Origin of the sequence: Denitrobaculum tricleocarpae, from assembly GCF_007004665.1 — a bacterium.
GTDB classification, from domain to species: domain Bacteria; phylum Pseudomonadota; class Alphaproteobacteria; order Kiloniellales; family Kiloniellaceae; genus Denitrobaculum; species Denitrobaculum tricleocarpae.
In genome coordinates this window covers 146,200-168,241 of sequence record NZ_ML660057.1, presented here as the reverse complement: position 1 = coordinate 168,241, position 22,042 = coordinate 146,200, and the positions used below count along the sequence as shown (strand labels likewise).

The 22,042-nt window shown below is 61.6% G+C and carries 22 protein-coding genes; 13 read left to right on the top strand and 9 right to left on the bottom strand.

Going from position 1 to position 22,042, the window contains the following annotated elements:
* Window positions 1-12 precede the first annotated feature (12 nt).
* Window positions 13-1,293 (top strand): aspartate aminotransferase family protein, encoded by a 1,281-nt coding sequence (locus tag FKG95_RS17940; RefSeq protein ID WP_142897780.1) that lies wholly within the window; start codon window positions 13-15, stop codon window positions 1,291-1,293.
* 85 nt (window positions 1,294-1,378) lie between these two features.
* Here the strand turns inward: FKG95_RS17940 and FKG95_RS17935 are convergent, their stop codons facing one another.
* Entirely contained in the window at window positions 1,379-2,155 is a 777-nt protein-coding gene (locus FKG95_RS17935) for an SDR family oxidoreductase (protein WP_142897779.1), read from the bottom strand.
* 243 nt (window positions 2,156-2,398) lie between these two features.
* On the opposite strand from FKG95_RS17935, the gene kce reads away from it, so the two are divergent.
* Window positions 2,399-3,325, top strand: coding sequence for a 3,5-dioxohexanoate:acetyl-CoA acetone transferase (kce, locus tag FKG95_RS17930; RefSeq protein ID WP_142897778.1), 927 nt, complete (start codon window positions 2,399-2,401; stop codon window positions 3,323-3,325).
* An 82-nt stretch (window positions 3,326-3,407) separates the two neighbouring features.
* On the opposite strand, the gene FKG95_RS17925 is transcribed toward kce, so the two are convergent.
* The gene (locus FKG95_RS17925) at window positions 3,408-4,049 is read right to left on the bottom strand and encodes a carbonic anhydrase (protein ID WP_142897777.1); all 642 of its coding nucleotides are present in this window, start codon (window positions 4,047-4,049) and stop codon (window positions 3,408-3,410) included.
* Window positions 4,050-4,486: 437 nt separating this feature from the next.
* Between FKG95_RS17925 and FKG95_RS17920 the strand changes: the two genes are divergently transcribed.
* The gene (locus FKG95_RS17920) at window positions 4,487-4,696 is read left to right on the top strand and encodes a helix-turn-helix domain-containing protein (protein WP_142897776.1); all 210 of its coding nucleotides are present in this window, start codon (window positions 4,487-4,489) and stop codon (window positions 4,694-4,696) included.
* Between the two features lie 34 nt (window positions 4,697-4,730).
* On the opposite strand, the gene FKG95_RS17915 is transcribed toward FKG95_RS17920, so the two are convergent.
* From FKG95_RS17915 to FKG95_RS17905, 3 genes are all read right to left on the bottom strand, one after another.
* Window positions 4,731-5,297 carry a DinB family protein gene (locus FKG95_RS17915; RefSeq protein WP_142897775.1) on the bottom strand — a complete coding sequence of 189 codons (567 nt, stop codon included), beginning with the start codon at window positions 5,295-5,297 and terminating at the stop codon, window positions 4,731-4,733.
* Window positions 5,298-5,301: 4 nt separating this feature from the next.
* Entirely contained in the window at window positions 5,302-5,892 is a 591-nt protein-coding gene (locus FKG95_RS17910) for a histidine phosphatase family protein (protein ID WP_142897774.1), read from the bottom strand.
* A 271-nt stretch (window positions 5,893-6,163) separates the two neighbouring features.
* Window positions 6,164-6,919, bottom strand: coding sequence for a class II aldolase and adducin N-terminal domain-containing protein (locus tag FKG95_RS17905; RefSeq protein WP_142897773.1), 756 nt, complete (start codon window positions 6,917-6,919; stop codon window positions 6,164-6,166).
* Between the two features lie 334 nt (window positions 6,920-7,253).
* Between FKG95_RS17905 and FKG95_RS17900 the strand changes: the two genes are divergently transcribed.
* Window positions 7,254-8,492 carry a cytochrome P450 gene (locus tag FKG95_RS17900; protein WP_179954158.1) on the top strand — a complete coding sequence of 413 codons (1,239 nt, stop codon included), beginning with the start codon at window positions 7,254-7,256 and terminating at the stop codon, window positions 8,490-8,492.
* On the opposite strand, the gene FKG95_RS17895 is transcribed toward FKG95_RS17900, so the two are convergent.
* Window positions 8,489-9,820, bottom strand: coding sequence for an NAD(P)/FAD-dependent oxidoreductase (locus FKG95_RS17895; protein ID WP_142897771.1), 1,332 nt, complete (start codon window positions 9,818-9,820; stop codon window positions 8,489-8,491). The two genes, FKG95_RS17900 and FKG95_RS17895, sit on opposite strands and share 4 nt — an antisense overlap.
* 147 nt (window positions 9,821-9,967) lie before the next feature.
* Between FKG95_RS17895 and FKG95_RS17890 the strand changes: the two genes are divergently transcribed.
* Window positions 9,968-10,519 (top strand): RrF2 family transcriptional regulator, encoded by a 552-nt coding sequence (locus tag FKG95_RS17890; RefSeq protein WP_142897770.1) that lies wholly within the window; start codon window positions 9,968-9,970, stop codon window positions 10,517-10,519.
* Between the two features lie 2 nt (window positions 10,520-10,521).
* The gene (locus FKG95_RS17885) at window positions 10,522-11,739 is read left to right on the top strand and encodes an NAD(P)/FAD-dependent oxidoreductase (RefSeq protein WP_142897769.1); all 1,218 of its coding nucleotides are present in this window, start codon (window positions 10,522-10,524) and stop codon (window positions 11,737-11,739) included.
* Between the two features lie 3 nt (window positions 11,740-11,742).
* Here the strand turns inward: FKG95_RS17885 and cbiB are convergent, their stop codons facing one another.
* A complete protein-coding gene (gene cbiB, locus FKG95_RS17880) occupies window positions 11,743-12,738 on the bottom strand; it encodes an adenosylcobinamide-phosphate synthase CbiB (protein ID WP_142897768.1) in 996 nt (331 codons plus the stop codon).
* Window positions 12,739-12,935: 197 nt separating this feature from the next.
* Between cbiB and FKG95_RS17875 the strand changes: the two genes are divergently transcribed.
* From FKG95_RS17875 to cobM, 6 genes are all read left to right on the top strand, one after another.
* Complete coding sequence (locus tag FKG95_RS17875; RefSeq protein ID WP_142897767.1) at window positions 12,936-14,006, top strand: sirohydrochlorin chelatase; 1,071 nt, start codon at window positions 12,936-12,938, stop codon at window positions 14,004-14,006.
* 78 nt (window positions 14,007-14,084) lie between these two features.
* A complete protein-coding gene (locus tag FKG95_RS17870; RefSeq protein WP_142897766.1) occupies window positions 14,085-14,732 on the top strand; it encodes a precorrin-8X methylmutase in 648 nt (215 codons plus the stop codon).
* A complete protein-coding gene (cbiE, locus tag FKG95_RS17865) occupies window positions 14,729-15,937 on the top strand; it encodes a precorrin-6y C5,15-methyltransferase (decarboxylating) subunit CbiE (protein ID WP_142897765.1) in 1,209 nt (402 codons plus the stop codon). The genes FKG95_RS17870 and cbiE overlap by 4 nt, the downstream gene beginning before the upstream one ends.
* On the top strand, window positions 15,934-16,656 hold the full coding sequence (locus tag FKG95_RS17860; protein ID WP_142897764.1) for a precorrin-2 C(20)-methyltransferase: 723 nt from the start codon (window positions 15,934-15,936) through the stop codon (window positions 16,654-16,656). Before cbiE ends, FKG95_RS17860 begins: the two co-directional genes overlap by 4 nt.
* Complete coding sequence (gene cobJ / locus FKG95_RS17855; RefSeq protein WP_142897763.1) at window positions 16,653-18,491, top strand: precorrin-3B C(17)-methyltransferase; 1,839 nt, start codon at window positions 16,653-16,655, stop codon at window positions 18,489-18,491. The genes FKG95_RS17860 and cobJ overlap by 4 nt, the downstream gene beginning before the upstream one ends.
* The gene (cobM, locus tag FKG95_RS17850; protein ID WP_142897762.1) at window positions 18,488-19,285 is read left to right on the top strand and encodes a precorrin-4 C(11)-methyltransferase; all 798 of its coding nucleotides are present in this window, start codon (window positions 18,488-18,490) and stop codon (window positions 19,283-19,285) included. The genes cobJ and cobM overlap by 4 nt, the downstream gene beginning before the upstream one ends.
* A 2-nt stretch (window positions 19,286-19,287) precedes the next feature.
* Here cobM and FKG95_RS17845 read toward each other — a convergent pair whose 3' ends face one another.
* Both FKG95_RS17845 and FKG95_RS17840 read right to left on the bottom strand, forming a co-directional pair.
* Window positions 19,288-20,046, bottom strand: coding sequence for a cobalt-precorrin-6A reductase (locus FKG95_RS17845; protein ID WP_142897761.1), 759 nt, complete (start codon window positions 20,044-20,046; stop codon window positions 19,288-19,290).
* Window positions 20,036-21,124, bottom strand: coding sequence for a cobalt-precorrin-5B (C(1))-methyltransferase (locus tag FKG95_RS17840; protein WP_142897760.1), 1,089 nt, complete (start codon window positions 21,122-21,124; stop codon window positions 20,036-20,038). Before FKG95_RS17840 ends, FKG95_RS17845 begins: the two co-directional genes overlap by 11 nt.
* A gap of 69 nt (window positions 21,125-21,193) precedes the next feature.
* Between FKG95_RS17840 and cobA the strand changes: the two genes are divergently transcribed.
* Window positions 21,194-22,033 (top strand): uroporphyrinogen-III C-methyltransferase, encoded by an 840-nt coding sequence (gene cobA / locus FKG95_RS17835; RefSeq protein ID WP_142897759.1) that lies wholly within the window; start codon window positions 21,194-21,196, stop codon window positions 22,031-22,033.
* The last annotated feature ends 9 nt before the right edge of the window (window positions 22,034-22,042 follow it).

The window sequence follows — 22,042 nt, the reverse complement described above, 5'->3', positions numbered from 1 at the left end:
AGGAGCCTTCGGATGGATGCCCATATTTCTCAGCAAGACTGGATCGCCCGTGCGGAAAAGGTGCTGCCCGGCGGCGGCTTCGGCAATTTCGATCCGGGCATTGTCATTCGCGAGGGGCGCGGTTCGCGGGTCTGGGACGAGGACGGCAAAGAGTATATCGATTATCTGATCGGTTCCGGCCCCATGCTGTTGGGGCACGGTCACCCGGAGGTACTGGAGGCGGTGCAGGAGCAGCTCGCCAAGGGCATGACCTTTTTTGCCAACAATGCACGTGGGATCGAACTGGCCGAGGAAATCTGCAACGCGGTGGCCTGTGCCGATCAGGTGCGCTTTGTCAGCACCGGCGGCGAGGCGGATATGTACGCCATGCGTCTGGCGCGGGCGCACACAGGCCGCGATAAGATCGTGAAGTTCGAGGGCGGTTATCACGGCATGTCGGCGGAGGCCCTGATGAGTCTGGCGCCGACCCGGCTGGCGAACTTTCCCATGGCCGTGCCCGATTCCGCGGGGATTCCGGACTCTGTGCGGGACCACATGTTGATCGCACCCTTCAACGATATCGATTTCATACGGCAGCTGCTGGCGGAACATGCCGGGGAAATTGCCGCCGTTATTGCGGAACCTCTGCAACGCTTGATTCCGCCCGAACCGGGCTTCCTGGAGGCGTTGCGGGTAGAAACCGAAAAGCACGGTATTCTGCTGATCTTCGACGAGGTCGTCACGGGGTTTCGCTTGGCCTACGGCGGCGCGCAGGAGCTCTACGGCGTGACGCCGGATCTTTGCAGTCTGGGCAAGATCATCGGCGGCGGGTTTCCGCTGGCGGCGATCGCCGGCAAGGCCGAGGTGATGGCGCATTTCGACAAAGCCAAAGTCGGGGAAGCGGGGTTTACCCTGCAGATCGGCACTCTGAGCGGCAATCCCGTCGCGGCGGCGGCGGGCTTAAAAACCATGGAGATTTTGCGCCGCTCCGGCAGCTACGAGCGTTTGCGGGCACGCGGAGTGAGCATCATGAAGGCCCTCGAGGAGCACCTTTCGGCAGCAGGCGTCGATCACCAGATCGTTGGTGATCCGGTGCTCTTCGATGTGGTTTTCGCCTCGGACCGGGTCACCGGCTACCGCGGCGTCCTACGCGGGGATGCCAGTCTCGGAAAGCGCTTTAACCAGAAGCTCCGGGAGAAGGGAATCTTTAAACCGGACGGGAAGATCTATCCCTCGCTCGCGCTCACCGACGACGATATTGCGCAGACTGTCGATGCCATCTCTTATGCGGCGAAACACATCGGCGGTTCGTGAGTGCCCCCGTTTTCAGGCCCGTTCTTTCTTTTAGAGAGGCTCTACTTTTGACGTTTTTTGCTTGGCTCAAGGGCTGTGGTGAAGGTTACGCGAGCATCTTGATGTCGCCGCAGACGGAGATCGCCTGTCCTGAAATGGTGCGTCCGCGCGGGCTGGCAATAAAGAGAATCTGATCTGCAATCTGCTGCTGGGTTACGTAATCCTTGATGGAGGTATAGGAGAAGGCTTCCGCTTCGATCTCCTTGACCGAGACTCCCTTTTGCTGCGCCTTGGCCTCCATGACCCGGCGTTGACGGTCACCGGCGACAATGCCTGGCAGGATGGCGTTGACCCGGATGCCGTCGCCGCCGAGTTCGATGGAGAGAGACTTGGTAAAGCCGATGACACCCCACTTGGCCGCGGCATAGGGCGTGCGCATGGCAAAGCCATGGCGCCCGGCGGCGGAGGAGAGGTTGACGATAGAGGGGTTCCTGCTTTTACGCAGATGGGGCACGGCGATGCGTGTGCAGTTGAACTGGCCGGTCAGGCAGACTTCGAGACAACGGTCCCAGTCTTCAGGATGAACCTCTTCAACAGGTGCGGTCGGGCCAGCGTTTCCGGCGTTATTGACCAGGACATCGATCCCGCCCATCTGCATTGCCGCATCCTCGATGAAAACAGCGACCGCGGCGCGGTCCGTAACGTCGCAGAGGCTTGCCTTCACGCCGGTAAGTTCGTCGGCAACGCTGGCGACAGCTTGCGGGTCGGCGTCGCAGACGACAACTTCGGCCCCTTCCGCCCGGAACGCCCGTGCGGTCTCCAGGCCGATCCCGGCGGCACCGGCGGTGATGATGACACGTAATCCCTTGATTTCTAAATCCATGGCGTCGCAGCCTCCCTCCTCAAGTATTCCGATTTTCTGTCTTCGGTGATGCTACTCGCTCGTCTTCGCCGAGAGCGAATCTCTCTTGCCCGCGCCGCCATGGTTGCCCTGACAAAGCCTCTGATCAAGCCTCCACTCCGTTTCGAACCGTGCTCATGGACTGGATTTGCGTCAAGCCGATCTGTGGAACAAGATGGCTGCTGCGCGCGACGTGTTCATCGGGAGACTGGGAGTAATGAAGAGATGAGCGGCAAAGTCATCATCACCTGTGCGGTCACGGGATCAATCCATACGCCGACCATGTCGCCGCATCTTCCCATCACGGCGGAAGAGATCGCGGACGCGGCCATCGGAGCGGCGGAGGCCGGCGCCGCCGTCGTTCATCTGCATGCCCGCGATCCCGAGACAGGCGAACCGGACCAGGCAGTCGAGGCCTTTACACCCTTCCTTCAGGTCATCAAGCAACGCTCTGACTGTGTGGTCAATATCACCACCGGCGGAGCCGCCACTATGACCATTGAGGAGCGGGTTGCGCCGGCGAAAACCTGCCGCCCCGAGGTCGCTTCGCTGAACATGGGCTCGATGAACTTCGGTCTTTATCCCATGCTCGCCCGCTTTCCCGAGCTGAAACATCAGTGGGAATATGAATATCTGGAAGGCTCACGAGATCGGATCTTCAAGAATACTTTCGCTGATATCGAATACATCCTGACCACCTGTGCCGAGAACGGAACGCGCTTTGAAATCGAGTGTTATGACATCAGCCATCTCTACACGCTTGCGCACTTCGCCGAGCGCGGGATCGTCAAACCGCCGTTTTTTGTCCAGTCGGTCTTCGGCATTCTGGGCGGCATCGGGGCGCATCCGGAAGATATCGCCCACATGAAACGCACGGCGGATCGTCTCTTCGGCAAGGACTATCACTGGTCGGTTCTGGGGGCCGGGCGCAATCAGATGCGTGTTGCTGCCATTGCCGCCGCGATGGGCGGGAATGTCAGGGTCGGTCTGGAAGACAGCCTTTGGATCGGCCCGGGGCAGCTCGCCAAAACCAACGCCGAGCAGGTTATTAAAGTACGCGGGATTATCGAGGGGCTTGGGCTGGATGTGGCCACACCCGCAGAGGCACGCGCCATGCTGCAGCTCAAAGGTGGGGACCAGGTCGGATTCTAAGTGCCGCCGGTCGGCTCATGCGGGAGCAGGCCGACGCCGAGTCGTAAAGCGTGGAAGGGTCTTCGCGGCGGGGCTCTGCGGCCTATTGGTCGACGGCTTCGAACTGCCCGCTTTCCTGGTTCAGCGTCATGAGCAGGCCCTCCGCGATATCGAAAAAGGCTCCCATCAGGCGGAGACGTCCATCGTCCACGCGCTCCTTGACGAAAGGAAAGGTCTTCAGGTTCTCGATCGAATTACGGATCGAGGCATGTTCCAGAGCGCGCTGCTGGGCTTCGATCGGCTCTCCGGCGCAGTCGCGGAGGGCCTCTTCGCGCGCGGGCGAGAGAAGGGACATCCAGCTGTCGATGAAGCTATGCTTGCTGGGTTTTTCGTGAAGACCGTCCAGGAACGCCCTGATGCCGCCGCAGCGCCCGTGCCCCATGACGAGAATGTTCTCCACTTCCAATGACAAGACCGCATATTCAACAGCCGCGCTGGTGCCGTGGTGGTCGCCGCTGGGCTCAAAGGGGGGAACCAGGTTCGCCACGTTACGCACGACGAACAACCGGCCCGGGCCCGCGTTAAAGATAGCGGCGGGATCTACACGGCTGTCACAGCAGGCGATGACCATTGTTTTCGGTGCTTGTCCGGCTTCGGCCAAGGACCGATAGAGTTCCGCTTCCTCCGGATATTGGCCTCTGAGGAAACGGTGATATCCCTCAACCAGGTCGGATACTCTGCGCATATATCTACTTTGCCTTGTTTGTCGTCTGTTTCAGCCGTTTGTCTCGTTATGTCGTGTTACACGCAAGGCGGTGAAGACCGCCCAAGGCCGGATTTCCATAGAGCCGGATTTCGATCGTGACTGCAGCTCCTGCCCGAGCTGCTATGCCCGACAAACCGGCAAGTTCTTCTGCACACGGACCGGTCTTGAGAAAATAGCGGCTGACCGTCAAGCAGGCGCGCCATTCTGTTACAGCACCGCAACCTGATCGACCGCAATTTAGCAAATTTCGCAGGCGGTGTATTGGCCCAAAACAGGCAGATAAGGTCTTTCCACTTAGCAGGACTGTACAATTAGATAAAAAAACTTTTAAAACGTATAAAAAATATCAAAAGACCCTACAAACAAGGTAGAACCGATATATGTCCTGGAGAGGATTAAAGATTTAAGGGCGATCGATGCTGAGTCATCCGATGTACACCCTTCACGAGGTTGCGGATCTCTTGAAGGTCAAGGAGAGCACTGTCCGGTCCTGGATCCACGATGAAAGCCTGCGGGCGGTTAAGTTCGGCCGTGATTGGCGCGTGGCCAAGAAGGACCTGGAGGCCTTCGTCAATGCGCGGGCCAATCGTCCGCCCAACGAAGGTGAGGCCGGGACGCATTCATGAGAGTCTTTTCGGTGGAACTTAGACGAGTGGGAGCTTAGGCCGGCTCCGAAAGCGCGTGCCGCTCCGGATCCCAACCCATCGCTTCGAAATCCTTTTCTCTCAGAGTCAGATCCCCCGAGAGAAAAAACTCGTCGAGCTGGGGAGGAGAGACGGATGTGGCCGACATCATGGCGTGCGCCTGGCCACGGTGGTGGGTCTGGTGTTGAAAGAGATGGAGCAGGACTCTGTCGGTTCGCTCGAGCTGAAGGTCTTCTTCCCGGACCAGGCGGACCTCCGCCTGCAGGTCCTGGGGCATCAACGCTTCGCAAAAGGTGATCAGGCGCTGATCCCATTTACGTTGTGCCTCCATGAGGGCGGGTGCCGTCGGCTCGGGTGGCAGCGTTCGGCTGGCCGGACCCATCGGATTGCCTTCCAGCGCATCGATATAGAAACAATCGACTTGAAGGTTGTGATTCAGGGTTTCTGAAATAGAGGGGAAGAATCCGGTTCGTTCCGCTATGAATTCCGCCTGACTCAGATCACAGCAGGCGCTGAGCAAGCGATAATTGGCCCAGGCCGAGTTCCGGGCCATTTCGATCAGCGCTTCTGTGAAATAGGTCATAACGCTATTGCTCTATGCCGTTGCACTCTCGCGGATATCCGTCAAGCTCGCTTGCCTGCCACCAGGGGAAACCCTCTCTCGGTGGTTCGTGCCGGACCGGCACGGTATTGGGCAGATCGAACTCCGCGCCCAATGCGGCATGCTTCTGCACAGACCAGTATACGCCGCCGTGTGCGACGATCAACACGGGCCCAGGGTAGGTCAGCGCTTTATTGAGGCCTTGCAGCGCACGTTTCAGGAAGGCTTCGTAGGGTTCGGCGCCCACTGGGTTCGACAGGCTGCTTTTCCAATCCTGGAACCAATCGCCCTTGCTGCCGCCCTCGCACACGCCCCAGCTGCACTCGCGGAGTTCCTCAATGACTTCGAGAGAGCATCCGAGCGCTTCCTGCAGAATTTCTGCCGTCTCTAGGGCGCGAGAGAGGGGACTGGAGCAGATTCTTGTGATCGGCAAGTGCTTCGTAAGGGATTGAGCCGCGCGGGCCTGGGCACGGCCCCGATCGTTAAGGGGTACATCGGTCTGTCCCTGCGCGCGCCCTTGCAGGTTCCAGTCGGTTTCACCATGCCGGAGAAAGTAGAACTCGGTCGCGGTCAGCATGCTGCCAAGGGTCTGTTGAGGTTCAGGATACCGCCGGGGTTGCTCAGAGATAAAGCGAGGTTAGGAGCGAGGAGGCAGAACATGCTGGGCATATTCAACGACGAGCGACGCAAAGTCGCTTTATCTCTGAGCAATCCTTCCAGGACGGGTCGTATTTTACCAGCGGAAGCGTCGCGAGCGCCTTGTGTGGGATCCACCACACCGCGCCACTCGCTCCTCACCGCTGATAAAATATGACCCGCCACGACGATATCCTGAACCTTAACAGACCCTAGCTGCGGTAGTCCGGGGCTTCGTCGTCCAGTATTTTGCGCAGCTCGCGAAAGTGATTCTGACCCAATCCATCGGCTTCCCATTGCTGCGCGGTCTTTTCCGCGATCTCGTCGGAGAGAACGCGCAGAGGCTGGCCGGTCATGTAGGCAGTGATCAGGGTCTCGGCCGAGCGTTCCAGGTAGTAGAGGCAATCGAAGGCCTCGGCGACGTTTTCTCCCGTGACCAGTACGCCATGATTGCCCATCACCATGACCTTCTTGTCGCCGAGGATTTTCGAGCAGCGCTCGGCCTCGTCATCCAAAGCAAGACCGCCGTATCCACTGTCAACGACGATGCGATTGAAGAAGCGCGCGGTATTCTGATCGATGGGCGGGATGGTGCTGTCCGCCAGACTGGCCAGGACGGTGGCATACTTCGAATGGGCATGCAGAACGCAGCGCGCCTGCGGGCTGTTGCGGTGGATCGCGCCGTGCAGGCCCCAGGCCGTGCGTTCCGGTGCATTCGGCTGGTCCATGGTCGTGGGGTCGTTGGCGTCGATCAGAATCAGATCGCTGGCGCGGATGCGGGAAAAGTGCATGCCGTTGGGGTTCAGCAGGAATTGCGAACCATCGTCATTGACCGCCAGACTGAAGTGATTGGCGACGGATTCGTGCATATTGAGTTTCGCGGTCCAGCGGAAAGCGCAGGCCAGATCGACACGCTCTTCGTAGTAGGCTCCATTGTCGCGAAGCGATTTTACGGCTGTGACGGACATAGGGTTCCTCGCTCTTGCTCGATACGACGGGGTGCCGATATTCGGTCTTCCGGTACCTCACTCTTCCAGAACAAGTGACAGCCGGCCAGATCTGTTCCACACCGCAGGTTGCCACGATTGTTTTCCCCGGACAAACACGGAATTTAGAGCCTGCCTTAATCGAACATCGGGCTGTTCCATGTGCAGGGAACTGAAAAAATACTACGGTCTGTACCGAAACATAAATGTCGACAACTGCTGTAATGTCGTTGGCATGAATACAGAAACGAATTCCCAGACGATGACCCTCTCTCCTCTGTGTGAGCGGGATTCTCAATCGCGGTCTTGCGGAGGAGTGTCGCTCTCTCAGCCGCTTGATCCTATTTCCGCTGTTACCGCACCGGACCCCTATCCTCTCTACGCCGCTCTGGTGGCCGAGCGGCCGCTCTATTTCGATGACAGACTTGGAATGTGGGTGGCTTGCGGCGCCGAGGTCATCGAGCGCATCCTGAGCTGCCGCGCCTTTCGCGTGCGGCCCTTGAATGAAGCTGTTCCGAAACCGCTCCTGGGAACGCGGGCAGGGGATATTTTTGGCCAACTCGTGCGGATGCGTGACGGTGGTAGTCAGGTGGCCTTGAAGCAAGCCGTGTGCAGTGCCTTCGCACCGGTCGATACAAAGGCCCTTGTGCGGCGGAGTGATGCCTGGATGCAGCATCTTCTGCAGGCTCATCCTCCCGCAGACCGGACGGTGGGATCAGGCGGTACTCCACCCGACATTGCCTGTGCCCTTCCGGTTTATGCGGTCGGTTCACTTTTGGGGACGCCGAGCGACCTCCTGCCAAGCTCTGTCTTCTGGATGGAGGATTTCGTACGCGCGATTGCACCAGGAAGTACGTCCGAGCAGATTGCGCGCGGCAGTGCGGCGGCCGAAAACCTCGTTGCAATGTTTCAGGGACTGCTGCAACAGGCACAGTTCCCCGATCACAGGAACCCTCGGGGAATGCCGGTTAACCTCGGTCTGCTCTCCAGCTTCGCGCGTTCCGCCTGCCGCCATGCCGGTCATGAAGAGGTCACGATCATCGCAAACGCGATCGGCTTTTTGTCGCAGAGTTATGAGGCAACAGCAGGATTGATCGGTAACACGCTGATCGCGTTGCAAAAGAGACCTAAACTTCAGCGTAAAATTGAGGATGAGCCTGCGATGTTAGGTTCGGTCATACGCGAAGTTGCCCGTCACGATTCTCCCGTTCAAAACACCCGGCGCTTTCTCGTGGAAGACAAAGTTATTGCTGGTCAGAAGATGCGGGTCGGCGACGCAGTCCTGCTTGTACTCGCTGCTGGCAACCGCGATCCCGCTGCCAACTCTGACCCTGAGCATTTTGATCCTGACCGTTGCAATCCATCGCTTTTTACCTTCAGTGCCGGGGCACACCTCTGTCCCGGCGCCAAGATGGCGCTGGCGCTGGCGCAGGGTGGCGTTCAGCATGTCCTGGCGTCGGAGATCGATCTGGAACGGCTGGTCGCTGGTTTTGGTTACCGGGCCTCGCAGAACGGACGGATTCCAATGTTGAACTGGGAAACGACCCGCAGCTAAACCTCCGCCATCATCGCGGCTTTCGAACCGTCGGTCATACGGCTGTGGCGGAAGGGCGTGGGATCGACGCAGGTTGGCCCACCAGTCACCAGATCCGCCATAAGTTTGCCCGCGCCCGGGCCGATTCCGAAGCCATGTCCCGAGAAGCCCGAGGCAATAAAGAACCCGGGGATCTCGTCCACTTCGGATATGACCGGCACGGCGTCAGGTGTCACGTCGATGCAGCCGGCCCAGCTTTCGGCGATCTTGATGTTCTGGAAGGCGGGGAAGGCGGCCTTGAGGTTCCGAACCGATTCGGCGACGATCCACTGCACAGGCTCTGGATTCAGGATGCGCACCTGCTCGAAAGGCGTCACGCTGTCCAGCGACCACTGCCGCGCCATCCGGGCTTCCTCGAGGAAGCGCGTGCCCAGCCGCAGTTTCAGGTAAGGCCATTCCTCCCGCAGATTGGGAAGGAAGGGGAAGAAGAGGCGAAAGCTGTCGGGCACGATGTCGGCGACGCTGACCCCGCCGTGAGCAACGGTGTAACTGCCGTCCAGACGCTTTCTGTAGGCGAAGCCCTTTCCGGCGGCGGAGGTCTCCAGGCCGGTGTCGAGTTTTTGGCTGCGCGAGACCGAGCTGATCACGTTCAGCGCCTGCAGCTCAACCTTTGCGTTCGTGCAGAAGCGCCGTGACCAGGCGCCCCCGGCCAATACGACGGCGTCGCAGTCGATCCGGCCCTTTTCAGTGATGACACTGCTGACCCGTCCCGCCTGTTTTTCGATGCCGCGGACCGCGCAGCCGGTAAAGATCTTCGCCCCATTCCGCCGGGCCGCCTGGGCGATCGCGGGTGCGGCTTTTTGCGGTTCGGCCCGACCGTCGTTCTCGGTGTAGAGCGCGCCCTTGAATTTGATCGTCGATCCGGGCGCCAGTTCCTCTGTCCGCTCCGCCCCGATCATGCGCGAGGCCAGTTGATGCGGCCGGGCATGCTCGTCCAGCCAGCGCTCGCGCGTGGCGATGTCGTCCTCGGTTTCACAGAAATAGAGGATGCCGCACTCCCGGTATCCGGTCTCGGCCCCGACCCTTTCATTCATGCCGCGCCAGGCCCGCATGGATTCCTGGATCAGAGGGATTTCACGCGGATCGCGGCCCATCTGACGGCACCAGCCCCAGTTCCGGCTGGACTGCTCGCCGGCAATGATTCCCTTCTCGCAGAGCACGACATCGACTCCGCGTTCGGCCAATTCCAGCGCGGTGGAGGTGCCGATGATTCCGCCGCCGATCACGACGACGGCGGCGCGCGCGGGAAGCTTTTCATCTCCTGTGAAAGGATCTGGTTGGGGAGCCATAGCCTGCTTTCTTAAGAAGTCACATCAAGAACGGAAGGGTAGCTTATAGGGTCACGGGCGTCTGTTCAATTTGCCTGCGACACGTCGTTCAGGCTTGACACCCATCTAAAGATTTTTAAACTCGGATATAAATGATCGGAGTTTAAAATGGCGCTCTACGGCAGCATCGTCGAATACGGACTGCATTGCCTGCTGCATCTGGTTGACCCCGTCGACGGCAGACCGCCTTCGAGTCGTGACTTGGCGGATTATCAGGGTCTGCCGCCCGCCTATGTGGCGAAGATTTTTACCCAGCTTCAAAAGGCGGGGCTGGTGACGTCTGAGGAAGGACTGCGCGGCGGATATCTGCTGGCGCGCCCGGCGGACAAGATCACGGTCCTGGATGTGGTCGATGCCCTGGAGGGGGATAAGCCCCTCTTTCGGTGCCGCGAAATCCGACGGAACTGTGTGCTCTTCGCGGAGGAACCACCGAAGTGGGCGACCAGCGGCCTCTGCTCCATCCATGCGGTGATGCGTTCCGCAGAGCAACAGATGCGGCTGGTGCTGGCGGGCACGACGCTGACCGGCCTGATGTCAAGCGTGGGCGACAAGGTGCCGACGGCCTTTATGACGGCGCACGAGGATTGGTTTCGAGACCGTAATCTGCAACGGCAAGCCGCGCGCGGCCGCAAGAAAACGGCACAAAAAGAGGATCGCTGAAGATGCAAAAGCTTTTGATCGTGGGCGGCGGGTTTGCCGGTGTCTGGGCCGCGCTGGTTGCCGCGCGGGAAACCATCCACCAGGGCCGGGAACTGCAGATCCAACTGGTCTCAAAGGACCCATATCTGACCATGAGGCCGAGACTCTATGAGCCGGATCCGGAGGGCCTGCGCGCGCCCTTAAAGCCCACGTTGGAGCCGGTCGGCGTCGATCTGCTGGTCGCGTCCGCAGAGCGCATCGATCCTATAGCAAAGACAGTTGATGTGGTGACCGAAGAAGGGGCGCGCAGCTTAACCTACGATCGGCTGATCCTGGCCTCAGGCAGCCATCTCGCGGCGCCGTCGGTGCCGGGCCTCGCCGAGCATGGCTGGTCCATCGACGACTACGAGGCGTCCGTTGCCTTTGACCGCCACTTGCGTGCGCTTGCCGCAATGCCGGCGGCAGCAGATCGTGACAGCTTCGTGGTCTTGGGCGCAGGCTTTACCGGGATCGAGTTGGCCCTCGAGTTGCGGCGCCGCATTGAAATCCACAGCGACGCTGCGCGGGCTCGGAAGGCCTCGATCTTCCTGGTTGATCGCGAAAAGGTGGTTGGCGCGAGCCTGGGCGACAACCCCAGACCGGTCATTGAAGCCGCGCTTGCCGAGGCCGATGTCGAGCTGCGCCTCGGAGCGTCTGTGACCTCAGTCGGGAAGGGACGCGTGTCCTTCGGGACCGGAGAGTCGATTGATACATTCAGTGTCATCTCCACGGTTGGTTTAACTGCAAGTCCACTGACTGGCCAGTTGCCGCTCGAACGGGACGAAACAGGGCGTCTGACAACAGATCCTATGCTTCGGGTTCAAGGTATCGACTCCGTCTATGCTGCGGGAGATGTGGCGCGGGCCTATGTGGATGATGAGAACCTCGCCCTCATGTCCTGTCAGCATGCGATATTCATGGGGCAGATGGCCGGTTTCAATGCGGCGCACGATATCCTGGATCTCCCTTTGCGCCCCTACCGTCAACCCTTCTATCAGACCTGTCTGGATCTTGGTCGTTCCGGGGCCGTCTACACCACCGGCTGGGAGCGTGAAGTGCAGAAAAGAGGTGAAGAAGCCAAGAAGCTCAAGCGCTTCATCAATAGTGAACTGATTTATCCGCCGGCAAATGACCGGGCGGCGATCCTCGCGGCGGCGGATATCGATGCGCGTGAGGATAACAGGACGGCGGCGGCGTCTTAACCCCTATCCGAATAATGCCAGAACCCCCACGGCGGTTATTGCAGCGAAAATACCGGCCAGGATGTATAGGCTCAGCGCGGATTCGATGTCGGCGCTGTTTAGTTCGCTGCGGCCATTCCCCATCCAGGGGTCGTCCACCACGTGGTTGCCGTAACGGCGCGGTCCGGCGAGGGCGAAGTCGAGAGCGCCGGCCATGGCGGCCTCCTGCCAGCCGGCATTGGGGGAGTTGTGCTTGCGGGCATCGCGCCGCATGACCCGCCAGGCCTTGCGATGATTCGCGGCGGGGTGAAGGGTTGCTCCCAACACCAGGAACAGTCCGGCAAGGCGGGCGGGGATGAGGTTCGCAACGTCGTCCAGCCGGGCGGCGAACTTCCCGAAGGCTTCGTAGCGCTCGTTCTTGTGTCCGATCATGCTGTCCAGGGTGTTGATCGCTTTGTAGGCGCAGAGGCCGGGCAGGCCGAAGAGGACATACCAGAAAAGCGGCGCGACGACACCGTCCGAGAAGTTCTCGGCCAGGCTCTCCACGGCGGCGCGGGCGACACCCGCTTCATCCAGGCTTTCGGGGTCCCGGCCCACGATCTTGCTGACCGCCCAGCGGCCGTCGGCCAGGCTGCGCTTCAGAAAGATCGCGACCCGCTTGACCTCGTCATAGAGGCCGCGAAAGGCGAGCAGACTGCTGACCGCCAGAACCTCCAGCACCCATCCCGCGGGCAGCCAGTCGGCCACCAGAGTGATGACGACTCCGGCCAGTGTCGTGAGTCCGATGACCCAGAGGCTCAGCAGCATGCCCTGCCAGATCTTCAGGCCGCGCGTGAAGTGGGGGCGGTTCAGGCGCTTTTCCAGGCGCTCGATCAGGCGGCCGATCACCACAACGGGGTGCGAAACGACGCTATAGAGCCATCTTGGGTCGCCCAGCGCAGAGTCGAGCGCCAGGGCGAAGAGCAATATCTGAGCAAGGACGAGCCCGGCCGTGGGGTCTGGGTAAAGGTCGGTCAGCATGGCGGGAGAATGAGGTGACCACCGCGCGGGGTCAATCTCTTCTCAACCTGTTTCAGGTTGCTTTCGAAAAGAGAGGTCGTTGAGAAACAATCCCTTGGACTGAGAGGCGCTGGCGCCGTACTCTGCCCGCCGAAATTTGCCGTTCCAATACGGCGCGGCGGCAGCAGGATGCACCGGCGATGGAAGGAAATAAAAAGATGACGAAGATCGGGGTGATGGTTTGCGGTCACGGCAGCCGGGACGAAGGCGCGGTGCGCGAGTTCCAGTCGGTGGCACGCGGGATCAAGGAACGCATGCCGCAATATGACGTGGATAGTGGTTTCCTGGAATTTGCGACCCCAATCATCCGTGACGGACTGGATCGCCTGCGTGAGAAAAAGAACGATGTCGTTCTTGCCGTGCCGGGGATGCTTTTTGCCGCCGGGCACGCCAAAAACGATATTCCGTCGGTGCTCAACACCTACGAGGCTCAGAATCCGGAGATGGAGATCCGCTATGGCCGGGAGCTCGGGATCGATTCGAAGTTGATCAAGGCGGCCTCGGCCCGGATCCAGGAAGCGCTTGATCAAGCCGGCGGTGATGTGCCCCTGGAAGAAACCCTGTTGATGGTGGTCGGGCGGGGCGCGTCTGATCCGGACGCCAACTCCAATGTTTCCAAGGTGATGCGCATGCTTTGGGAGGGCTTCGGCTTCGGCTGGGGCGAGACCTGTTACTCCGGTGTCACCTTTCCCCTGGTCGAACCGGGCCTCGAGCATGCGGCGAAGTTGGGCTACAAACGCATCATCGTTTTTCCTTACTTCCTCTTCACCGGCATCCTGGTAAAGCGGATCTACGACTACACGGATCAGGTGGCCGCGCGCCATCCCGGGATCGAGTTCATCAAGGCTTCCTACCTGTCGGATCACCCGCAGGTTCTCGATGCCTTTGCCGACCGGGTGCAGGAGATCCTGGATGGTGAAAACCTGATGAACTGTAAGCTGTGCAAATACCGCGAGCAGATCCTGGGTTTCGATGCCGAGGTCGGCTTGCCGCAGGAAAGCCACCATCATCATGTGGAGGGCATCGGCACCGGACCGGCAGAGCCGGCGCATGATCATGACCACGGCCACGGCCATCAACACGGCCATGCCCACGACCACTCCCATGGGCATGATCACGGACATAGCCATAGCCACGACCATGGGCATGGTCACGACCATCATCACCATCCTTATCCTCATGCCGATCACCCGCTTGGGCCGAAAAGCATGAAAAAGGCCGTGGGCTGAGGACCCGGCGCCGCTTGAAACAAGGTGGCAGGTTGATGAAGCCTCTGTGCCGTGGGCGCAGTGTTTAAGGGCAGGGCAATGCCAAGCTACGACTACATCCGCGATCCGCAGGAGATCTACCGGCAGTCCTTCGCGACGGTTCGGGCGGAAGCTGACTTTTCGGACATGGACGCCGAATTGGCAACGGTCGCCGAGCGCCTGATCCATGCCTGCGGTATGCCGGATATCCTGGAGGACCTGGCCTGGACCGCCGACGCGGCGAAGGCCGGACGGGAAGCTCTGCGGGCCGGCGCGCCAATCCTGGCTGACTGCCGCATGGTGGTTGAAGGCGTCATCCGAGCGGGCCTGCCGCGGGACAATGCCGTCTTCTGCAGCCTGAACGACGAACGGACCCGGCCACTTGCGGCAGAGCTCGAAACCACGCGCTCCGCGGCTGCGGTGGAGCTCTGGCAGGATCATCTGGAGGGCGCCGTGGTTGCCGTCGGAAACGCGCCGACAGCCCTGTTTCATCTTCTGGAGATCCTGGGCAAAGGCGCGCCGAAGCCAGCCGTTATTCTGGGCTTTCCGGTCGGTTTTGTCGGCGCGGCGGAGTCCAAGGAAGCGCTTATCGAAGCGGATCTGGCAGTGCCCTACATTACGCTACGGCGACGGCGCGGTGGCAGTGCGATCGCCGCAGCGGGCGTCAATGCTCTGGCCGGCCTCGCAAAGTCCGCGGACATGTCATGAGCCGCTGGTTGTCAGTTGTGGGGCTGGGGGAAGATGGTCTCGACGGTCTATCGCCCGCAGCCCGCCTGCTCGTCGAATCCGCTGAAATCCTGGTCGGTGGCGCGCGTCATCTGGCGTTGCTGCCGGAGGACGGACGCAAACGTCTGGCCTGGCCAAGCCCGATGATGGATCTTCTGCCGGAAATTGGGACCTATAGGGACAAGGAGGTCTGCGTGCTGGCGACCGGCGATCCCTTCTGTTTCGGCGTCGGCACGGCGCTGGCCAAACACTTCGGCCATGATGTCCTGCGCGTCGTGCCGGGCGCTTCCGCCTTCAGCCTGGCCGCGGCACGCCTGGGCTGGAGTCTGGACCGGGTGGAGACGCTGTCATTGCACGGTCGGCCCCTGTCGCTTCTGGAGAGCTTCATTCAGCCCGAAGCGCGGCTCCTGATCCTGAGCGAAAATGCCGCGACCCTGCAGGGCGTGGCCCGGCTGCTCTCCGCACGCGGATTTGGCGGCAGCGAGGTCACCGTTCTCGAACACATGGGTGGGCCGAAAGAGCGGATCGTGACGGGGCGGGCCGACGAAGACTGGCCGGTTCAGGGCATGGCCGACTTCAACAGCCTTGCGGTTGAGTGCAAGGCCGGGCCGGAAGCTGTCCTCCGTTCCCGCGCACCGGGACTGCCGGACGAGGCATTTCACCATGATGGCCAGGTGACCAAGCGCGAGGTGCGGGCGGCGACGCTCTCCGCCCTGATGCCCATGCCCGGGCAGTTGCTTTGGGATGTCGGCGCCGGCTGCGGCTCGATCTCCATCGAATGGATGCGGGCCGAACGGCGCTGCCGCGCGGTCGCCATCGAGCGGAAGCGGGAACGCCTTGCCATGATCGCCGGAAATGCCGAGGCGCTGGGCACGCCCGGACTGGAGATCGTCACCGGTGAGGCGCCCGCCGCGCTGGACGGGCTGGAGCCGCCCGACGCCATTTTTGTGGGCGGTGGCGCGACCCGCGAAGGCCTCTTCGATCTCTGCTGGAACGCGCTCAAGCCCGGCGGGCGTCTGGTGGCCAACGCGGTCACCCTGGAGAGCGAGCAGATCCTTTTTACCCGCCATGCGGAGCTTGGCGGCGAACTGACCCGGATCGCGGTCTCCCGCGCGGCGCCTGTCGGTCCCTATCATGGCTGGCGTCCCCTGATGCCGGTCACTCAGTTTTCGGTAGTAAAGACATGACGACGAACAACAGCCGGACCGGCCGGCTCTATGGCCTGGGGATCGGGCCAGGCGATCCCGAGTTGATTACGCTCAAAGCGCTGCGCCTGTTGCAGGCCGCGCCCGTGGTGGCCTATCCGGCGCCCGACACCGGCGAGAGCCTCGCGCGCGCCATCGTGGCGCCGCACCTGAAGGGCTGGCAGACGGAGATCGCCATCCGGGTGCCCATGGTCACGGCGAGGTTTCCCGCGCAGGAGGTCTACGACCGGGCAGCGGAAGAGCTGGGCGAACAGCTGGAGGCGGGCCGGGATGTTGCGGTGCTCTGCGAGGGCGACCCCTTCTTCTATGGCTCCTTCATGTATCTCTTCGGACGCATGGCGGAGCGCTTTCCCGTCGAGGTCGTGCCGGGAGTTTCTTCGCTGACGGCCTGCGCGGCGACGCTGGGGACGGCGCTGGCGGCCCGCAACGACATCCTGACCGTGCTGCCCGCGCCGCTCGAAGCTGAGACTCTGAAGGCGCGCCTGCAGGGTGTCGAGGCGGCGGCCATCATCAAGGTCGGGCGGCACTTTGCGAAGGTCAAACAGGTGCTCGACGAATTAGACCTTACCGGCCGCGCGCACTACATCGAACGGGCGACCATGGAGAATCAGCGCATTCTAGCGCTGGACGACGTTGCCGAGGAGGGCGCACCTTACTTTTCCATGATCCTGATCCATCGCCGCGGGGAGGCCTGGACATGACCGCCGCACAGCATCCTGAAGCCCCCGTCTTTATTGCGCTGACGGCAAAGGGCAGGGATCTCGCCGCGCGCCTGAGCGCCGACTGGCCGGGCAGCGAGCTGCATGGCCTGGCGGGACGGGCTGAACCCGTGGAGATCGGTTTTACCTCAGTGGCGGAACATCTGCGGGAGCTTTTCGCGGCGGGGCGGCCCATCGTTGGGATCTGCGCGGCGGGCGTTCTGATCCGCACGCTCGCGCCTTTGCTGAGCGATAAACACAGCGAACCTGCCGTTCTTGCCCTGGCGGAAGACGGCAGCGCCGTGGTGCCTCTGCTGGGCGGCCATCGCGGCGCGAATGAAATCGCGCGGCGGCTGGCGGAGAGTCTCGGCATCGAAGCTGCCGTTACAACAGCAGGGGACAGGCGCTTTTCGGTTGCTCTCGACGCGCCGCCCAAGGGCTGGCGGCTCGGCAATCCGGAACACTACAAGGCTTTTGTCGCTTCGGCTCTGTCCGGGGAGAAGATCCAATTGGAGGGATCTGCCGACTGGATCAGCCAAAGCGATTTGCCCCTGGACGATGACGGAACCCTGACCATCCGCATCACCGAACAGGAAGTCAGCGGATCCGAACAGGAGCTGATCTTCCATCCCCAGGTGTTGGCGCTGGGTGTTGGATGCGAGCGCAACGCCGAACCGGAGGAACTTCTGGGGCTCGTGCGGCAGACGCTGGCGGCGGAGAGCCTGGCAGCAGGCGCTGTTGCCGCAGTGGTGTCAATCGATGTGAAAGCGGACGAGCCCGCTGTCCATGCTGTCGCGGATGCTTTGGTCGTCCCGGCACGATTCTTCGCGGCAGAGGTTTTGGAAGCGGAAACGCCACGTTTGGCCACACCCTCGGACCTGGTCTTCCGGGAGGTCGGCTGCCACGGTGTGTCCGAGGGCGCTGCGCTGGCGGCCGCCGGGCCGACGGGCCACTTGATCCAGCCCAAGGTCAAGTCGGCGCGGGCAACCTGCGCCATTGCGCGCTCGGCGGGACTGATCGACGCGCAGCAGGTCGGTCGCGCGCGCGGCAGTCTTGCGGTCATCGGCCTGGGTCCAGGCAATGTGGAGTGGCGTGCGCCGGAGGTCGAGGCGGTCGTGCGGCAGGCGAGCGATCTGGTGGGCTACGGTCTTTATCTGGATCTGCTGGGGCCGCTCGCCAAAGACAAGATCTGCCACGACTATGCGCTTGGTGAAGAAGAGGCGCGCGTGCGTGCCGCCCTGGATCTGGCCGCAGAGGGGCGGGACGTGGCGCTGATCTGCTCGGGTGATCCGGGGATCTACGCCATGGCGGCTCTGGTCTACGAGCTGCTGGACCGTGCCGACAACCCGGCCTGGCTGCGCGTCGAGCAAAAGGTGGTGCCGGGAATTTCGGCCCTCCAGGCGGCGGCTGCAAGAATCGGTGCGCCTCTGGGGCATGACTTCTGTGCCATTTCCCTGTCGGATCTGCTAACTCCCTGGGAAGCGATCGAGCAGCGTTTGAAGGCGGCTGCCGAGGGAGATTTCGTGGTAGCCTTTTATAACCCGGTTTCCAAACGCCGGACGACCCAGCTTGCCCGGGCGGTCGAGATCCTCTCGGCGCACCGTCCGGCGGATACGCCTGTGGTGCTGGGCCGGAATCTCGGGCGGCCTGGTGAACGTGTCACGGTGCTGGATCTGGCGGATCTCACAGCGGATAAAGTCGATATGCTGACCGTGGTTCTGGTCGGGGCCTCGACCACGCGGCGGGTTGAGCGCTCTGACGGATCCTGCTGGGTCTACACGCCGCGCGGATATGCGAAAAAAATGGTTCAACTGAAGGCTTCGGGAGATGCGGCATGACGGTTCACTTTATCGGTGCGGGCCCGGGTGCCGCGGATCTGTTGACCCTGCGCGGGCGGGATCTGATCGCGGCCTGTCCCGTCGTGCTCTACGCCGGTTCTCTGGTGCCTGAAGAGGTCGTCGCCCATGCGCCGGCAGATGCTCGGGTGATCGACACGGCGCCCATGAACCTGGATGAGATCATGGCGGAAATCGAGGCAGCGCATGCGCAGGGCAGGGACGTTGCACGGGTTCATTCTGGCGATCCCTCGCTTTACGGCGCCATCGGAGAACAGATCCGCCGCTTGAAAGCCCTTGATATCCCCTACGACATCACACCGGGCGTGCCGGCCTATGCGGCAGCGGCGGCGACACTGGGACAGGAACTGACCCTGCCGGATGTCAGCCAGACGGTGATCCTGACCCGCACGGCCATGAAGAGCTCGGCCATGCCCAATCACGAGGACCTGGCGACGCTTGGCGCATCCGGGGCGACCCTGGCCATCCATCTTTCGGTCCGGAATCTCAAGCATGTCGAGGCGGAGCTGACGCCTTTTTACGGCGCCGATTGTCCTGTGGCCGTGATCTTCCGGGCTTCCTGGCCGGATGAAACCGTGATCCGGGGAACGCTCGCGGACATCCGCGCGAAGGTGCGGGCTGCGAAGCTCACCCGGACCGCCTTGATTCTGGTCGGCAGAGTGCTGTCGGAAGACACCGACTTCACCGACAGTAAGCTCTATGACCCGACACACGTTCATGTGCTCCGCCCCGAGCGCAAGACCCCTAAACAACAGAAGCGCTCAAGTGTCTCCTGACCTCAGCTTCGGGCGTGATGCTCAAGCCATTCGGCGGCTTCTTTCACGCTAGAGGCCGACCGGAGTGCGGCGCCGGGTGGACGCTGGATCATGATGACGGGTAATTTCAGGCGTCGCGCGGCTTCGATCTTGCCGTAGGTGGCCGTCCCGCCGCTGTTCTTAGTCACGATTGCGTCGATGCGGTACTGTCGCATCAGGTCGGCCTCTGCATCTGCCTCAAAGGGCCCGCGTCCCAGGACGATTTCACAGTTTTGCAGGCCCAAGCGGTTGTCCGGCGGGTCAATCGTGCGCAGAAGGAACCAGGGATCTCTCAAGGCTGCAAAGGGCGCCAGATCCTGGCGGCCTGTGGAGAGAAAGATCCTCTGGAAGCCGTGGTCAGAAATTGCTGCGGCAGCACTCTCTGTATTCTCGACCGGAATCCAACGATCGTCGTCGGTTTCCCGCCATTCCGGCCGCAGCAACTGAAGGAGCGGCAGGTTGACCGCTTTGCAGGCGTGCACGGCATTATCCGATATTTGAGCGGCATAAGGGTGGGTCGCGTCGACCACAGCCCCGATGGTGTCGTCGCGCAGGTAGTTCGCAAGTCCTGCAATACCCCCAAAACCGCCCGAACGCACCTGACCTGGCGGCAGTGCTGGATCCCGGGTCCGTCCCGCAAGCGAGGAAACGATCTCGAAGCGGTCATGCTTGTCCATCAGCTCGGCCAAATGAGTGGCTTCGCCGGTTCCGCCCAGGATGAGAACGCGCGTTTTAGCGGGCATTGGCGGATCCCACGAGCTGCCCTGCACGGTCGAACACCAGAACCTCTATTTCGGTCTCCCCGGCGAGGAGGCCGAGTGCGGCTTTTTGGGCGCCTCTGGCAATGGCGTCGGCCAATGGTACGCCTTCCTGCCGTGCGGCTTCCAGGACCTGATTTGCGGTATTGGCCGTGCGTGCCGAGGCGATCAGTGACTCCGGCGCCCCAAGGTCGGCGAGTTTCCCGGTCAGCCAATCGAAATCAACCTGGCTGCGGCCTGAATGCAGATCCAGGTGGCCCGCGGCCAGTTTGGTCAGCTTGGCGAAGCCGCCGCCGATTGTGAGAAGCGGTATAGGGTGTTTGCGAAGATATTTCAGCAAACCACCGGCGAAGTCACCCATGTCCAGCATGGCGAAGTCGGGCAGGCTGTGGAGTGTCTGCACGGCTTTTTCGGAGGTTGAGCCGGTGCAGCCGGCTACATGGGTGAGGCCATTGGCACGCGCCACGTCGATGCCGCGGTGGATTGAGTGAATCCAGGCGGAGCAGGAGAAAGGGACAACGATCCCGGTGGTTCCCAGGATTGACAGGCCACCCAGAATGCCCAGGCGCGGATTCCAGGTCTTTTTTGCGAGCGCGGCGCCACCGGGCACGGAGATTTCGATCTCAACATCGCCGCTGTCACCATAGCGCTCCGAGAGCTCTTGCACGGTCTCAGTCATCATCCTGCGTGGCACCGGATTGATTGAGGCCTCGCCAACCGGAATCGGGAGGCCGGGCTTGGTCACGGTGCCCACTCCCTCGCCGGCTTGAAAACGAACGCCTGTGCCCGCCTCGCCACGGCGCAGCGTAACGATGATCTCGGCCAGATGGGTGACGTCCGGATCATCGCCAGCATCCTTGATGATACCCGCGCGGGCATAGTTCGCCGTGATTTCCTGCCGGTTCAAGGCAAAGGCGGGCTGCTCGCCCCGCGGTAATGTAATGGTCACCGGATCGGGAAATTCCCCTGTGAGCAATGCCGTGTAGGCGGCGCAAGTCGCGGCCGTTGCACAGGCGCCTGTTGTCCAGCCTCGGCGCAGCTCTCCCTGGGGTTTTCGTACCATGTCGCTTTTTTACAGTTCTTCGGTCGTCTCTGGCTAGGCGAGAAGTGACGGTGGGGGTAAAGTGCGCCCATGGACAAGTTATCTTTTTCGCTACCGGAATTCGAACCCGGCTGGGTCTGGCTGACAGGCGCAGGACCGGGTGATCCCGGTCTGCTGACACTTTACGCTTTGCATGGCCTGCGGTCTGCCGATGTTGTGATTTATGATGCCCTCGTCGATCAGTCGATCCTGGAGCTGGCGAAACCCGGATGCCTGCTGGAATATGCCGGAAAACGCGGCGGGAAGCCCTCACCAAAGCAGGCCGATATTTCCCAGCGCCTGATCAGGTATGCGAAAGAGGGGCTCAGAGTCCTGCGTCTGAAAGGTGGCGACCCTTTCGTTTTCGGACGCGGCGGCGAGGAGGCTCTGGCACTCGTGGCCGCAGGCGTGTCTTTCCGGCTGGTGCCGGGCATTTCAGCGGGGATCGGCGGTCTCGCCTATGCTGGAATTCCGGTTACGCACCGCGATACCAATTCGGCAGTGACCTTCGTCACCGGCCACAATCAGGGCGGCATTATGCCCAACGACCTCGATTGGGCGGCGATCGCACGCGGCTCGCCGGTGATCGTGATCTATATGGCGATCAAGCACCTTGCGCAGATTTCCGGCGCGCTGATTGAAAAAGGCCGAAGCCCGGACGAGCCGGTCGCGGTGGTCAGCAAGGCCAGCACGTCCGAGCAGGAGGTTCTGGTGACCACGCTGGGAACTTGTGCTGCCGATGTCGCCAGCCAGGGGATCGAACCGCCCTCGCTGGTGGTCGTGGGCGAAGTCGTGCGCTTGCGTGATGGTCTCGATTGGCTCGGTGCGCTCTCAGGCCGTGTCCTGACGTCTGATCCGCTGCAGCGCAATCAGGGCCGGGCTACCGGATAACGCCAAAGC

What these genes read in the sequence shown, in the direction of transcription:
- FKG95_RS17940 (WP_142897780.1), top strand. Translation starts at nt 13, where the DNA reads ATGGATGCCCATATTTCTCAGCAAGACTGGATCGCCCGTGCGGAAAAG.
- FKG95_RS17935 (WP_142897779.1), bottom strand. Translation starts at nt 2,155, where the DNA reads ATGGATTTAGAAATCAAGGGATTACGTGTCATCATCACCGCCGGTGCC.
- kce (WP_142897778.1), top strand. Translation starts at nt 2,399, where the DNA reads ATGAGCGGCAAAGTCATCATCACCTGTGCGGTCACGGGATCAATCCAT.
- FKG95_RS17925 (WP_142897777.1), bottom strand. Translation starts at nt 4,049, where the DNA reads ATGCGCAGAGTATCCGACCTGGTTGAGGGATATCACCGTTTCCTCAGA.
- FKG95_RS17920 (WP_142897776.1), top strand. Translation starts at nt 4,487, where the DNA reads ATGCTGAGTCATCCGATGTACACCCTTCACGAGGTTGCGGATCTCTTG.
- FKG95_RS17915 (WP_142897775.1), bottom strand. Translation starts at nt 5,297, where the DNA reads ATGACCTATTTCACAGAAGCGCTGATCGAAATGGCCCGGAACTCGGCC.
- FKG95_RS17910 (WP_142897774.1), bottom strand. Translation starts at nt 5,892, where the DNA reads ATGCTGACCGCGACCGAGTTCTACTTTCTCCGGCATGGTGAAACCGAC.
- FKG95_RS17905 (WP_142897773.1), bottom strand. Translation starts at nt 6,919, where the DNA reads ATGTCCGTCACAGCCGTAAAATCGCTTCGCGACAATGGAGCCTACTAC.
- FKG95_RS17895 (WP_142897771.1), bottom strand. Translation starts at nt 9,820, where the DNA reads ATGGCTCCCCAACCAGATCCTTTCACAGGAGATGAAAAGCTTCCCGCG.
- FKG95_RS17890 (WP_142897770.1), top strand. Translation starts at nt 9,968, where the DNA reads ATGGCGCTCTACGGCAGCATCGTCGAATACGGACTGCATTGCCTGCTG.
- FKG95_RS17885 (WP_142897769.1), top strand. Translation starts at nt 10,522, where the DNA reads ATGCAAAAGCTTTTGATCGTGGGCGGCGGGTTTGCCGGTGTCTGGGCC.
- cbiB (WP_142897768.1), bottom strand. Translation starts at nt 12,738, where the DNA reads ATGCTGACCGACCTTTACCCAGACCCCACGGCCGGGCTCGTCCTTGCT.
- FKG95_RS17875 (WP_142897767.1), top strand. Translation starts at nt 12,936, where the DNA reads ATGACGAAGATCGGGGTGATGGTTTGCGGTCACGGCAGCCGGGACGAA.
- FKG95_RS17870 (WP_142897766.1), top strand. Translation starts at nt 14,085, where the DNA reads ATGCCAAGCTACGACTACATCCGCGATCCGCAGGAGATCTACCGGCAG.
- cbiE (WP_142897765.1), top strand. Translation starts at nt 14,729, where the DNA reads ATGAGCCGCTGGTTGTCAGTTGTGGGGCTGGGGGAAGATGGTCTCGAC.
- FKG95_RS17860 (WP_142897764.1), top strand. Translation starts at nt 15,934, where the DNA reads ATGACGACGAACAACAGCCGGACCGGCCGGCTCTATGGCCTGGGGATC.
- cobJ (WP_142897763.1), top strand. Translation starts at nt 16,653, where the DNA reads ATGACCGCCGCACAGCATCCTGAAGCCCCCGTCTTTATTGCGCTGACG.
- cobM (WP_142897762.1), top strand. Translation starts at nt 18,488, where the DNA reads ATGACGGTTCACTTTATCGGTGCGGGCCCGGGTGCCGCGGATCTGTTG.
- FKG95_RS17845 (WP_142897761.1), bottom strand. Translation starts at nt 20,046, where the DNA reads ATGCCCGCTAAAACGCGCGTTCTCATCCTGGGCGGAACCGGCGAAGCC.
- FKG95_RS17840 (WP_142897760.1), bottom strand. Translation starts at nt 21,124, where the DNA reads ATGGTACGAAAACCCCAGGGAGAGCTGCGCCGAGGCTGGACAACAGGC.
- cobA (WP_142897759.1), top strand. Translation starts at nt 21,194, where the DNA reads ATGGACAAGTTATCTTTTTCGCTACCGGAATTCGAACCCGGCTGGGTC.